The organism is Caldicellulosiruptor kronotskyensis 2002, assembly GCF_000166775.1.
In the GTDB taxonomy this organism is placed as follows: domain Bacteria; phylum Bacillota; class Thermoanaerobacteria; order Caldicellulosiruptorales; family Caldicellulosiruptoraceae; genus Caldicellulosiruptor; species Caldicellulosiruptor kronotskyensis.
In genome coordinates this window covers 1,172,501-1,185,688 of record NC_014720.1, presented here as the reverse complement: position 1 = coordinate 1,185,688, position 13,188 = coordinate 1,172,501, and the positions used below count along the sequence as shown (strand labels likewise).

14 protein-coding genes and 2 rRNA genes (1 of these 16 running past the window's edge) are annotated in these 13,188 nt (G+C 38.9%); 6 read left to right on the top strand and 10 right to left on the bottom strand.

Annotated features, from left to right (window positions below; translation table 11 throughout):
• The 8 genes from trpD to CALKRO_RS05105 all read right to left on the bottom strand — a co-directional run bounded on the left by trpD (window position 1) and on the right by CALKRO_RS05105 (window position 7,005).
• Window positions 1-1,011, bottom strand: a complete 1,011-nt coding sequence (gene trpD / locus CALKRO_RS05140) for an anthranilate phosphoribosyltransferase (RefSeq protein ID WP_013430010.1) — start codon at window positions 1,009-1,011, stop codon at window positions 1-3.
• On the bottom strand, window positions 992-1,603 hold the full coding sequence (locus CALKRO_RS05135) for an anthranilate synthase component II (RefSeq protein WP_013430009.1): 612 nt from the start codon (window positions 1,601-1,603) through the stop codon (window positions 992-994). The genes trpD and CALKRO_RS05135 overlap by 20 nt, the downstream gene beginning before the upstream one ends.
• Window positions 1,584-2,957, bottom strand: a complete 1,374-nt coding sequence (locus CALKRO_RS05130) for an anthranilate synthase component I family protein (RefSeq protein ID WP_013430008.1) — start codon at window positions 2,955-2,957, stop codon at window positions 1,584-1,586. The genes CALKRO_RS05135 and CALKRO_RS05130 overlap by 20 nt, the downstream gene beginning before the upstream one ends.
• Before the next feature lie 162 nt (window positions 2,958-3,119).
• The gene (locus tag CALKRO_RS05125) at window positions 3,120-4,184 is read right to left on the bottom strand and encodes a M24 family metallopeptidase (protein WP_013430007.1); all 1,065 of its coding nucleotides are present in this window, start codon (window positions 4,182-4,184) and stop codon (window positions 3,120-3,122) included.
• 20 nt (window positions 4,185-4,204) lie between these two features.
• On the bottom strand, window positions 4,205-4,642 hold the full coding sequence (aroQ, locus tag CALKRO_RS05120) for a type II 3-dehydroquinate dehydratase (protein WP_013430006.1): 438 nt from the start codon (window positions 4,640-4,642) through the stop codon (window positions 4,205-4,207).
• 9 nt (window positions 4,643-4,651) lie between these two features.
• Window positions 4,652-5,512 (bottom strand): TIM barrel protein, encoded by an 861-nt coding sequence (locus tag CALKRO_RS05115; protein ID WP_013430005.1) that lies wholly within the window; start codon window positions 5,510-5,512, stop codon window positions 4,652-4,654.
• The gene (locus CALKRO_RS05110) at window positions 5,509-6,027 is read right to left on the bottom strand and encodes a shikimate kinase (protein ID WP_013430004.1); all 519 of its coding nucleotides are present in this window, start codon (window positions 6,025-6,027) and stop codon (window positions 5,509-5,511) included. Before CALKRO_RS05110 ends, CALKRO_RS05115 begins: the two co-directional genes overlap by 4 nt.
• Before the next feature lie 129 nt (window positions 6,028-6,156).
• A complete protein-coding gene (locus CALKRO_RS05105; protein WP_013430003.1) occupies window positions 6,157-7,005 on the bottom strand; it encodes a hypothetical protein in 849 nt (282 codons plus the stop codon).
• 175 nt (window positions 7,006-7,180) lie between these two features.
• Between CALKRO_RS05105 and sigY the strand changes: the two genes are divergently transcribed.
• The 6 genes from sigY to CALKRO_RS05075 are packed head-to-tail and all read left to right on the top strand — an operon-like array spanning window position 7,181 to window position 10,308.
• Window positions 7,181-7,732 carry an RNA polymerase sigma factor SigY gene (gene sigY / locus CALKRO_RS05100; protein WP_013430002.1) on the top strand — a complete coding sequence of 184 codons (552 nt, stop codon included), beginning with the start codon at window positions 7,181-7,183 and terminating at the stop codon, window positions 7,730-7,732.
• Entirely contained in the window at window positions 7,713-8,111 is a 399-nt protein-coding gene (locus CALKRO_RS05095) for a hypothetical protein (RefSeq protein ID WP_013430001.1), read from the top strand. The genes sigY and CALKRO_RS05095 overlap by 20 nt, the downstream gene beginning before the upstream one ends.
• Before the next feature lie 4 nt (window positions 8,112-8,115).
• On the top strand, window positions 8,116-8,412 hold the full coding sequence (locus CALKRO_RS05090) for a hypothetical protein (RefSeq protein WP_013430000.1): 297 nt from the start codon (window positions 8,116-8,118) through the stop codon (window positions 8,410-8,412).
• Between the two features lie 16 nt (window positions 8,413-8,428).
• Window positions 8,429-8,635 carry a PLD nuclease N-terminal domain-containing protein gene (locus CALKRO_RS05085; protein ID WP_013429999.1) on the top strand — a complete coding sequence of 69 codons (207 nt, stop codon included), beginning with the start codon at window positions 8,429-8,431 and terminating at the stop codon, window positions 8,633-8,635.
• Window positions 8,628-9,563, top strand: coding sequence for an ABC transporter ATP-binding protein (locus CALKRO_RS05080; protein WP_013429998.1), 936 nt, complete (start codon window positions 8,628-8,630; stop codon window positions 9,561-9,563). Before CALKRO_RS05085 ends, CALKRO_RS05080 begins: the two co-directional genes overlap by 8 nt.
• Window positions 9,553-10,308: an ABC transporter permease gene (locus tag CALKRO_RS05075; RefSeq protein ID WP_013429997.1), complete on the top strand. Its 756-nt coding sequence runs from the start codon at window positions 9,553-9,555 to the stop codon at window positions 10,306-10,308. The genes CALKRO_RS05080 and CALKRO_RS05075 overlap by 11 nt, the downstream gene beginning before the upstream one ends.
• Window positions 10,309-10,545: 237 nt before the next feature.
• Here the strand turns inward: CALKRO_RS05075 and rrf are convergent.
• Window positions 10,546-10,662: ribosomal RNA gene (rrf, locus tag CALKRO_RS05070) — 5S ribosomal RNA — on the bottom strand.
• Window positions 10,663-10,735: 73 nt separating this feature from the next.
• A 23S ribosomal RNA gene (locus CALKRO_RS05065) occupies window positions 10,736-13,188 on the bottom strand (it continues 519 nt past the right edge of the window).

Genomic DNA, 13,188 nt, shown 5'->3' with positions numbered 1-13,188 from the left:
TTACACTCCCGATTTATAAAACTGCTGCAAGTCTTTGAGCTTTAAATAAGCTTCTTTGCTCTCGATTGCTTTTGAGGAAAGCTTAATTCCTTCTTCAACATCTTTTGCAACCTCACAAATGTAAAGTGCAAATCCACAATTTAAAACAACAGCCCAAAAATAAGGCGATTTTTCTCCCTCAAGCACACTTATCAAAATCCTTGCATTTTCTTCAGGCGAAAAGCCTCTAATTGAGCTTGTATCAAATTCAATTCCATAGTCTTTTGGGTCAATATAATATTCTCTGAGATTCTTGTCTTGTATCTCAAGCACCCTTGTCTTTTGAGAAATGGAAATCTCGTCAAGCCCGTCAAGACTATGTATGACAGCAGCTTTTTTTCTCTTGCCTCTTAACACAGAAGCCACTTTATCCTGCGCATCAAAGCTGAATGTCCCAACAACCTGATATTTAAGTGGTACAGGGTTCAAAAGCGGACCTAAGATGTTAAAAACAGTTCTGATACCAAGTGATCTTCTTAAATTTGCAACCTTTTTCATAGCAGGATGATACAGTGGTGCAAATAAAAACGCAAAGTTGAGTTTCTCAAGCCCTTCTAAAATTTTATCTTCCTCAGCTTGAATATCAATTCCAAGTTTTTCTAAGATATCAGCTGAGCCTGAGTTGCTTGTAATGCTTCTGTTACCATGTTTTGCTACTTTTACGTCAAAACAGCTAAGGACAATAGCTGCAGCTGTTGAGATGTTAAATGTGCCTTTTCCATCGCCACCTGTTCCACATGTATCAATTGTAGCTTGATGGTCAAAGTTGAGTTTTTTTGCCTTGTCATAAAAGGCATCAACAAATGCCGAAATTTCTTTTTCTGTTTCACCCTTTGTTTTTAGCGCTGCCAAAAATGCACCAAACTTTATCTCATCAAGTTCTCCTTCCAAGATATTGTCAAGAAGATTTTTTACCTGGTCATATTCCAAATCCTTTTTGTTTGTCACAAGCTCAAGCACATCGATGAGCATCTTTTTCCACCCCATCATAGCATATTTCTAAAAAGTTTTGAATAATTGTCTCGCCATCAGGAGTCAGGATTGACTCAGGATGAAACTGAATCCCATAGACTCTCAAGTTATCATTTACCAAGGACATGACCTCATCATCTTCACTCACAGCAGCTATCTCAAGCTGTTTTAAAGACGAAGATTTCTCAACCACAAGTGAATGGTACCTTCCTGCAAAAAATCTCTCTGGCACACCTTTAAAAAGTCTGCTTCTTTTCCCGCTTTCAAGCAGGTCAACCCTCGATCTCATTCCATGGTAAATTGTCTTTGCATGAATTACTCGTGCTCCAAAACATTCTCCAATCACCTGATGACCAAGGCACACACCCAAGATTGGAATACTACCCGCAAATGTATTTACAACCTCTTTGCTCACACCCGCATCTTTTGGACTGCCAGGACCCGGAGAAATTATTATACCAGCCGGATTTAACTTTTTTATTGTATCAACTGTAACCTTGTCGTTTCTGAACACCAAAACCTTTGCTTTACTTGCAATCATCTGGTAAAGATTAAACGTAAAAGAGTCATAGTTATCTATTAACAATATCATCCTCGTTCACCTCCATTATCCTCAAAAACGCTCTGAGCTTGGTCAAACACTCCTGATACTCATTCTCTGGCACTGACAAATTTACAATTCCCGCACCACTTTGAAGCTTGATAATGCTTTCCTTTTTGTCCTTCACAGCCATTCTTATAGCTATGGCAAGGTCAAACTGGTCTTTGTAGATATATCCAATTGCTCCTCCGTAAAGATCTCTTCTCTGCCTTTCGTACTTTTCAATTAGCTGCATAGCTCTTATCTTTGGTGCGCCGGTCAGCGTCCCGGCCGGAAAAACAGATAGTATCGTTTTTGTGAGGCTCTTTTCTTCAAGTTCACCTGTTACAACTGAATATATATGAATGAGATTATAAAGCCTTTTTATTCTCAAGTACTCTTCTACTTTTACAGTCCCGGGTTTTGAAATCCTGCCAAGGTCATTTCGCGCAAGGTCAACAAGCATGACATGTTCACTTATCTCTTTTTTGTCTTTCAGTATCTCAATCTTTTTCTGGGCAATATCATCGCCTTCGTTTATCCTGTACGTTCCTGCAATTGGAAATGTCTTTACTGTGTTTCCTTTTTTCTTTATAAGAGTCTCTGGCGAAAAACAAATTATTTGGCTTTCTTCATTGTTTATCACAATGCTGTACTCTGAAGGATTTCTCTCTTTCATTGTGTAAAAAAGATGGTTTGTCGATATATTGCTTTTGACCATTATTATTTGAGACAGAACAATCTGAAAAATCTCACCATTTCTGATATCCTCTTTTGCCTGCTTGACAGTGCTGATAAAGTACTCTTTTGGAGTCGAAAAGACCACATTGCTTTTTATATCAAACAAAGTTCTTTGATACTTCTTTAAATTTATTGCAGCAGCTTTTTCAAATTCTTTGCTACTTACCAAAAGAGTTTTCTTGCCTGTAAGTTTGTCAACAAACACATTTTTTCTGTAAACATTTAAAACTATATAAGGACTGTCAGTTAAATATATGTCTTCTAACAGATTTACCGCATGGTAGTTAAACTGACAGGTGATATAAGCATTCTTTCGAATTAAGATTTCCAATATACTATCAAGCATTGCAGGAATATCCTCAAAGAAAACATCTTTAGTTCCTTCAAAATCAATCTCGATCCTGTCACGGTAAACTGTAACACACAAAAGCCTATCAAGGCAAAATGCTACCATCTGGGAATTTTCAAAGAAAAAGAAATCCTCTACGATTGAATCAAAATCTATATTTGATAGGTCAATTGAATAGTTTGAATATTCTTCAAAGAAAGGTATACTATTTCTAATATCATGATAACAAAAAAGCCCCGATGAGCTATCGGGGCGCACGTTTGCCACCTTTTTCATTTTACAGCTCATCTCCTCTCATCTCTTCTATTCTCTTCTTTTCTCATCTCTTCTAAGCTTTTTACAAGCTTAAAAAAATGATCTTTCTAAGCTCTCTAAAGCCTAAAGCTATTCCTATTTTTAAGTATATCAGAAAACTTCTCATCTGGCAATACCAAATTTCTAAATTACAATCAGCTCCTTTGTCGACTTTGTCAAAATTTCACATCCACCACTTTTTACAACAACTATATCTTCTATTCTCACACCTCCAAAATCCTCAATATAAATGCCTGGCTCTATCGTTACAACCATATTTTCTTCTAAGACCATCTCAGACTTTGGTGAAAGCCTTGGAAGTTCGTGAATTTCAAGTCCAACACCATGTCCCAAAGAGTGTCCAAACTTTTCCATATAACCAAAAGAGCCTATATAGTCACGGGCAATTTTGTCAACTTCGTTTGCTTTTAAACCTTCTTTTATAAACTCTTCTGCCTTTTGCTGAGCTTCCATTACTATATGGTATATCTTTACCATCTGATTTTCCACTTTCCCTACAAATACCGTCCTTGTCATATCAGACATGTAGCCGTCAAAGTTGCATCCAAAATCAATTGTAACAGTATCGCCAGCTGCAATTTTCTTGTCTGTTGCAACACCGTGTGGTAAAGAACTTCTTTTACCAGAGGCAACTATAGGTTCAAATGAAAAGCCTTTTGCACCGTTTTTCAGTATAAAGTAGTTGAGCTCTGCAACCACGTCATTTTCGGAAACACCCGGCTTTATGAACTTCAAGATGTGATCAAATGCTCTGTCAGCAATCTCAACAGCTTTTTTTATTTTCTCTATCTCTTCATCATCTTTAACAGCTCTTATTTCATCCAAAGAAAACGAAAGTGCACATACCCTGCCTTCAAGCTTTTCTTTCATCTCACTGACAACAGAAAACGGCAGATGATACCCTTCAATAAAAAGCTTTGAAATGTTATGCGATACCATCAAGTCTTTTATAGCATCATAAAGTTTTCCTTTGTAGTCAACAATTTCAAATTCAGTTGCTTCTTTCTTTGCCTGCTCGGTATACCTAAAGTCTGTTAAAAGATATTTTGTTCCTTCTCTTGTAATAAATAGAAAGCTTTCATCGCCTTTGAAATTGCTAAGGTATCTGACGTTTTCTTTTTTGGACACAAAAACTGCTTCGATGGTCTCATCTCTTTTGAATATTTTCGCAATTCTTTTGCTAACCATTGCCAAAGCTTTGCTCCTTTCTACTCTAAAATCTCTTTCAAAGCATAAAGTGCTATTATATAGCTTTTAATGCCAAAACCTGAGATTTGACCTGTGCAGGCAGGTGCAATCACACTTTTGCGTCTGAACTCTTCTCTTGCATGAATGTTGGAAATGTGTACTTCAATCGCGGGAATGTTTACAGCTTTTATTGCATCATGGATTGCATAGCTATAATGAGTATAAGCACCTGGGTTTATTATAATAGCATCAACCTTTTCAAAATATGCGCTGTGAATTTTATCTATTATTTCTCCTTCATGGTTTGATTGAAAAAACTCCACTTCAAACCCAAGTTCCTGTGCTTTTTGTGAAATAGATTTGAGGACATCTTCGTATGATACGCTGCCATATATATTTTTTTCTCTTATTCCAAGAAGATTAAGATTTGGACCGTTTATGACCAAGACCTTTTTCATGGTAAATATTCACATCCTCTTTTCCAAAGTCTCTTGATATATTTTTTTTAGAACAAGAGCATCCTCTGCCATATAGTCTTTTGATTCGCAGATTATCACTGGTTCGAGCTTTAGCTTGTAAAGAGCCTCTGCCAGTGGTTCAAAGTCAGGCTCAAACTGTTTGTCTTCATAGTTCCAGTGTTTTTTCTCACCCTGTGATGTGTATTCTATCCTGCTAAAATGGCTGTGAAAGCATTTCATCCTCTCATATCCAAGCTGGTCAATAAATTTCTTGAGTAAATTTTCAAAATCCTCTTCTGTCTTCAAGCTGCCGCCTTCGAAAGCATTTATGTGCCCAAAATCAATGGTTGGAAGCAGCATCTCGTCCATTTTGCAAATCTCTATTATCTCATCGCTACTGCCAAGATTGTTTTTCTTTCCCATTGTTTCCGGACACAAAAAAATTCCATCTACATGCATTTCTTTTACCACATTTACAACTTCCAATATTGCCTTTTTGGCTGTTTCAAAAGCCAAGCTTCTTTCTACCTTTGCGCACGAACCGGGATGAAATACAATTCTTTGCGCTTTCATCTCCTTTGCAACTTCTACGCATTCATAGATGTACTCTTTTGACCTTTGCAACTTTTCTTCTTCCTGGCTGCCAAAGTTTATATAGTAAGGTGCATGAATGGAGACAAGTATATCGTACTTTTGCGCTTCCTGCCCAATCTGTCTTGCCTTTTCTTTTGAAATGTTTACCCCTTTGTTGCACTGGTACTCATAAGCAGAAAGACCTATTGATTTTAGCCACTTTGGCGCATCAACGCTTGATTTATAACCGGCATCGTAAAAACTCTGAGAGTTTCCTGCAGGACCGAATCTTATCATCTTTTACTCTCCTTTGCTAAGTGAATTGAAATTATCTTTTCTGCTGCAAGCTCTGGAGTGAGTATGTCTGTGTTTATTTCAAAATCGCAGTTTTTATAAAATGGCATTCTCATGTTCAAAAGCCTGATGATGTTGCTGAGCTTATCACCATTTTTCAAAAGAGGTCTTGTATCATCGTCTTTTAGCCTTTTGAGAATACTTTCGGCTGAGGCATACAAAAAATATATTACCCCGTTTTCTCGCAAAAGCTTTACATTTTCGGGATTTAAAACAACTCCTCCACCTGTTGAGATAACAACATTTTCAAGCTTTGAAACTCTCTCAATTACCCTTGTTTCGACCTCTCTGAATTTTTTCTCACCGTGCACTTCAAATATCTTGTCAATTGTCATACCAAACTCTTTTATTACCTCTGAGTCTGTGTCAATAAGCTCTATATCGAGTTTTTCGGCAATTAATTTCCCAATGGTTGTTTTACCACATCCCATAAAACCTGTAAGCACAATATTTTTCATGTGAATACCTTTCCTTTTTTGTACGAATTATAGGGTAAGAGTTTGTATCTATTATATCATAAATTTTTGCCATTGAAAAAATAAAAGACCATTCTCATGAATGGCCTTTTTGGTTATTAACTTTTAATTTTACTGTCCCTGGGCTTTTACAATGTCAATGCAGTTTATAAAATCTTTCAACATTGCCCATCCAAGCAAATCTTTTTCGGTCTTTATCATATACCAATCGTACATCTTATTGTTCTTCTTTGATTGGTCCTTAAACCAGTTTGAAGGATCACATTGTACTATCTCTATTTTTTCACCCTTTTTTGTTGTGGTGAGCTTAGTTTTCTGTTCCCTGTACGAATATAACACGAAAGGTCTTTTAACATATGCAAACACCCCAACATAGTAAAGCTCTTGCGGAGAAAGTTTTAAAGTTCGCACGCCAGATGCATTCTGATCCAAAATGTATCTTTCTTTTTTCACCCAGAAATCCATATTCCTTTCAATAATGACCTCTTTATTCCCATCGATGATTGGTTTTGAATCAGTATTAAGAAGTTCTTTTAAAACTTTACCGTTATATTCTAATATAACATACTTTTCAACCTTGTTTGATCTGTAATGTAGCAAGATCTCCTTGTATCCATCACTGCTGTCAATATCTACAATCTCAGTTCCAATTACCTGCAAAATGTTTTCTTTTGGTTGATAAAGCACATTGTTTACACTCAGCACATATTTTTTCTGGTTTTTATCAAGCCAAATACTTACTGTATCTATCTGCGCATCTGAGTTCAAATCAATCTGCTGCTGGAAAACCAATTCTCTCTGGATATTTTGTTTTGCAGATTTTGAAGTTTTTTGACCTGAAGCCGGCAACTTGTTTAAATTTTTAGCACTTGCTGCCATAAACAAGCTTTCGATAATAAGGGCTATTATTAATGGAATTATAAGTAATATCAAAGCTTTTGCTATCATTCTTTTGAGCATTCTTATTCATCCTTTACATAATATCTGTCCTTCTAATTATAATCATACTCCATCAAAAAAGGGGTATCAATACTAATAAGCAAATTTACAAGATTTTTTAATATTTTTGTAATCCAAATCACTTCGAACTTTTTTGCAATCAATAGCGTTTAACTTATAGCAGGAGTGATAGGTAGTGGATGAAAAAAGGTTAATAGAAGAGGCAAAGAAAGGAAACAAAGAAGCTCTCTACAAGCTTATTGAAAATAACTTAAATATTCTCTCAGGTTTTGTGACGAAGATGGCTCAAGATTATCATTTTGCTCAGGATGTTGTTCAGGAAACACTTTTGCGAGCTATCATGAACATTGATAAGTTCTCGCCAGATGCAAAGTTTTCGACATGGCTTATAAAAATCTCTATAAATGTGTACAAGGACTTTTTAAGAAAAAATAAGAGATATATCTATTTAGATGAGTCATACAAAGATTATATGCAGGACGTAGAACATGTTGCCATATCAAACAGTGAATACAAGGACATCTGTAGCTCTATTTTGTCGCTTGATTATAAATTCAGGGCTGTTTTTATTCTAAAACATTTTTATGGATATAAATATAAAGAAATTGCTAAAATTTTGAACTGTCCTGTCGGGACAGTAAGGTCAAGGCTCCATTTTGCCATAAAATTTCTGATAAAAGAGCTTGAAAAGAAAGGAGTGCTGGAGAGTGAAAGCAAAAAAGAATGAGAAAATTCAAGATTTAACTATTGATAAATACTATGAAGAATTAGAAAATGAAGCTTTAGAAAAATTAGATTTTAATAGTGCTTTGCTTGAAAAGCTAATACTTTTAAAAAACAAACTTGAACCTATGAATGAATCTCCTTTGGTAAAGATAGATATCCAGAAAGTCATTGAAGATGCAATAGAAGCAAAAGCCAAAAAGCAGGAAAAGGTTAATCTTCTATTATTCATTTTATTGAGTTTTCTTGTCTTTTCTATTTATATTTTACTAATTAACATCAATGGTTTTGGATTTTTTGTAAGGCTTCAGATGCTCTTCGGAACACTGATTCCATGGATTTTAATCCCTGCATCATTGATATTCTCAAAAGGAAAGGTGTGAGAACATGAAGGTTAATAAAACATTTACATTTTTTTGCATAACTGCTATCGCTTGCTTGAGCTTTTTGCTTTTTTTAGTTCAGCAATTTTCTGATGAGAAAATACCACTTGGTCTTCTGTTAATTTTATTCTCCTTACTGATGGCTCAGGCTGTGTATATATTCTTCGATGCTAAAAACAGAGGCGAAAAATACTATTTTCTCTGGGGACTATTTGGACTTCTGAACTTCCCCAGCAGTCTTATAATATATCTTCTTATCACGAGGGTAATTTTAAAAGATAAAAATAGAAAAACTTACTGAAAAGGAGTGTTTTGGAATGCTCGGAAATATGGATATGGAAGAAATGCTAAAATTAATTGCACCTGTAATTGTTCTGCAGTTTGTTCTTATGATTTTCTGTCTTGTTAAGTTGAAAAATGACAAAGTAAAATACCTTCCAAAATGGGCATGGGCACTAATAATAATTATTTTCAACTTTGTAGGTCCTATAGTTTACCTGCTACTCGGAAGAGAGCGTGATTAGTTTGTTGAAAGTAATAAATCTTCACAAAAGCTTTGGAAAGGTAAAAGCTTTAAAAGGCATATCATTTGAAGTACAACCTGCTACTGTTCATGGTTTTCTTGGACCAAATGGAGCAGGTAAGACAACCACAATGAAAATTCTTTCTGGACTAATTAATTTTGATGAAGGATCAATCTTATTTGAGAATCTTAATTATAAGACAAACAAAAATGCCATAGTGAAACAAATTGGATTCCTTCCTCAAAATCCTGTATTCTACGGTTATCTCACACCAGTTGAGTATTTAAACTTAATAGGACAAATTTGCAATTTTGAAATTAGAGCTATTAAAAAGAGGATTGAAGAAGTTCTTGAGATTGTAAAACTTTCAAACGTTTCTAAAAGAAAAATCTCAACTTTTTCGAGTGGAATGCTTCAAAGACTTGGAATAGCTGTCGCAATATTTAATAAACCAAAACTATTGCTTCTTGATGAACCAACCGCTTCTTTAGACCCAGAAGGAAGAGCTGAAGTGTTAGAACATATAAAATCTTTGAAAGAAGAAGGAATCACTGTCTTCTTCTCAACACATATATTGAGCGATGTAGAGAGAATATGCGACTATGTCACTATATTACATGAAGGCAAAGTAATTGTAAGTAGTAGTTTAGAAAACCTCCAAAAACGATACATTCAACCCATTTTTTGTGTTGAGTTTGAAAGTATTCCCGAAAATTTTAAAGATAGATTATCTAAAGTTTCTTATATTCAAAAGATTGATATTGATAATTATGGAAAGGTTTCTATTTTCGTTAACAATATTGAATATGCTAAAATAGATTTAATTAAAATTTTATCACAGTTTGAAACACCTATTTTGTCTTTTTATTTGAGAAAGCCTTCACTGGAAGACATATTTATAAAGGTGGTAGATAAAAGTGACATTTAAAGCGTATTTTAGAAAAGAATTTATTGAAGGAATAAGGCAGTACAGATATCTCATTTTCGCAATAGGTATAATATTGTTTGCCATTTTAGATCCAATAATGCTAAAACTTCTTCCATCTTTTATTAGTAACAAAATTCCCAACAATTTAATAAATCAGCTATTCAAATTTAACCCAAGAGATGCTTTGGCAAACTATATTAAAGATCTCTTTCAGATAAGTACGCTGTTTATAATATTCTCTAACGCTGGCAGTATAAATGAAGAAATCTATTCTCAAAAAATTGTTTTACCCTTCTCAAAAGGGGCAAATAAAATTCAAATTGTACTTGCAAAGTATTTTAATACTGCAATTGCAATCTGCTTTTTTCTGTTTATCGGTCTAACACTCAATCAATATTATGCTAACCTTTTATTTGAAGGGCAAAAACTATCTTTTTCACATATAATTTGTGTTTTTTATCTTTTGTGTATTTATTATTTGTTTGTAATTTCACTTACATTGTTTTTTAGCAGCCTCACAAAGAAAAATATTACAGCAGGAATTTTAGCATGCACATTTGCGTATTCCACAGCACTTATTTCTCAGTTTGAAAAACTTAAAAAATTCAGTCCATACAATTTAATCTTACTCACAAATAATGATAATCTGCAAAATGCAACAGAAACAATTATTATTTCTATTCTTTTAACCATTTTGTTTTTGCTTATAACTATTGTTCAATTCAATAACTTGGAAGTAATTTGAATTTTTTATTATTTGCAAAACAACAAAAATTTTTTCTGTTTAAAGAACTGTCCCAAAAATAATCGGATAGTCATTTTTGCTTTAAAACAATTTATTACAGATAAAATTATACTTGTAATATTGCAATTTAAAGTTTTTCTTTCAAATCAGCTTTCTTTATTGACTTTTTCTAAGTTATCAAAACGATTGGTATTCATTTTATTGTTAAAAGATTAACGATACTAAACAAAATAAAAAATCCGGCAGCCACCTACTTTCCCGTGCCGTCTCCAGCACAGTATCATCGGCGTTGCGAGGCTTAACTTCCGTGTTCGGAATGGGAACGGGTGTTTCCCTCGCTCTTTCGCCACCGGATTTGTCAGCTTATTCATTTTCTTCAGCAGCTTTCTAAGCAGCCTCGCAAGTGAATAGGGAGAAAGCTCCTCTTTCGGTCAAGCTCCTCGGGCCATTAGTACCGCCTTGCTCAACGCCTCACAGCGCTTACACATGCGGCCTATCTACCTGGTAGTCTTCCAGGACCCTTACCACCTTTGAGGTGTGGGGTATCTCATCTTGGGGTGGGCTTCACGCTTAGATGCTTTCAGCGTTTATCCCTTCCGGACTTGGCTTCCCAGCCGTGCCCCTGGCGGGACAACTGGTAAACCAGCGGTCCGTCCAACCCGGTCCTCTCGTACTAGGGTCAGCTCCCCTCAAATACCCTGCGCCCGCGGCGGATAAGGACCGAACTGTCTCACGACGTTCTGAACCCAGCTCACGTACCGCTTTAATGGGCGAACAGCCCAACCCTTGGGACCTACTTCAGCCCCAGGATGCGATGAGCCGACATCGAGGTGCCAAACCTCCCCGTCGATGTGGACTCTCGGGGGAGATCAGCCTGTTATCCCCGGGGTAACTTTTATCCGTTGAGCGACGGCTCTCCCACTTGAATACCGCCGGATCACTAAGCCCGACTTTCGTCCCTGCTCGAGATGTCTCTCTCACAGTCAAGCCACCTTACCGCCTTTGCACTCCTACCGCACGATTTCCATCCGTGCTGAGGTGACCTTTGGGCGCCTCCGTTACCTTTTAGGAGGCGACCGCCCCAGTCAAACTGCCCACCTGACAGTGTCCCATCACTCGGTTCAGAGTGTCTGGTTAGTGCCCCAGTGCACCCAGAGTGGTATCCCACCGTCGGCTCCATGGATGCTGGCGCACCCACTTCTCCGCCTCCCACCTATCCTGTACAGGGCACACCAAAACACAGTGCCAGGCTGCAGTAAAGCTCCACGGGGTCTTTCTGTCCAACCGCGGGTAACCAGCGTCTTCACTGGTACCACAATTTCGCCGGGCACACCGCCAAGACAGCGCCCAAGTCGTTACGCCATTCGTGCGGGTCGGAACTTACCCGACAAGGAATTTCGCTACCTTAGGACCGTTATAGTTACGGCCGCCGTTCACTGGGGCTTCGGTTCGGAGCTTCGCCCTCTTCAGGCTAACCCCTCCCCTTAACCTTCCAGCACCGGGCAGGCGTCAGCCCCTATACCTCGCCTTTCGGCTTGGCAGAGACCTGTGTTTTTGATAAACAGTCGCTTGGGCCTATTCCCTGCGACCCTGAGCTCTTCACCCAGGGCACCCCTTCTCCCGAAGTTACGGGGTCAGTTTGCCGAGTTCCTTAGCGGTGCTTCACCCGTCCGTCTGTGGATCCTCTCCTCGCCCACCTGTGTCGGTTTCCAGTACGGGCACCTGCCTTCGCCTACGCGACGCTTTTCTTGGCAGTGTGAAGCTCGGCACTTCGCCTACTATTACTTCGGCTCCCCATCACGGCTCACGGTTGCCGAGTGAGCGGATTTGCCTACCCACTCCCGCTCGCCGCTTGGCCGGGGTCTACCAACTCCCCGGTTGCCTGCTCCTCCTGCGTCCCGCCTCGTAGGTTAACCTCCGGCAGGTGGCTCAGGATTATCAACCTGATACCCATCAGCTACGCCTTTCGGCCTCGCCTTAGGCCCCGGCTAACTCTGGGCGGATTCGCCTTCCCCAGAAAACCTTGGGCTTCCGACGGGCAGGCTTCCCACCTGCCTCGCGCTACTTATTCCGGCATTCTCACTTCTGCCTCGTCCACCCTGGCTTTCGCCTTGGGCTTCGCCCTAACGCAGAACGCTCCCCTACCGCTATAGCCACACCTTCCCGTGGCTATAACCCGATGCTTCGGTGTGTGGCTTTAGCCCCGAGTATTTTCGGCGCCCAGCCGCTCGACCAGTGAGCTGTTACGCACTCTTTAAAGGAATGGCTGCTTCTAAGCCAACCTCCTGGTTGTCTTCGCGGCTGAACATCCTTTGCACACTTAGCCACACCTTCGGGACCTTAGCAGTCGGTCTGGGCTGTTCCCCTCTCGACCACGGACCTTATCGCTCGTGGTCTGACTCCCAAGCTTAAAACCGCCAGCATTCGGAGTTTGATAGGGTTCGGTAACGTTTTTGCGCCCCTAGCCCAATCAGTGCTCTACCTCCAGCGGCTACAAGCTTGAGGCTAGCCCTAAAGCTATTTCGGGGAGAACCAGCTATCTCCGGGTTCGATTGGAATTTCTCCACTACCCTCAGCTCATCCGACGCCTTTTCAACGACGACCGGTTCGGGCCTCCATGTGGTCTCACCCACACTTCACCCTGGCCAAGGGTAGATCACCCGGTTTCGGGTCTACTTACGCATACTAATCGCCCTCTTCAGACTCGGTTTCCCTGCGGCTCCAGCGCTCTCTCGCGCCTTAGCCTCGCATGCGTAAGTAACTCGCCGGACCGTTCTTCAATAAGTACGACGTCAGGGACTTCTCGCCCCCTCCGTCTGCTTGTAGGCACAGGGTTTCAGGCTCTATTTCACTCCCCTCCCGGGGTTCTTTTCACCTTTC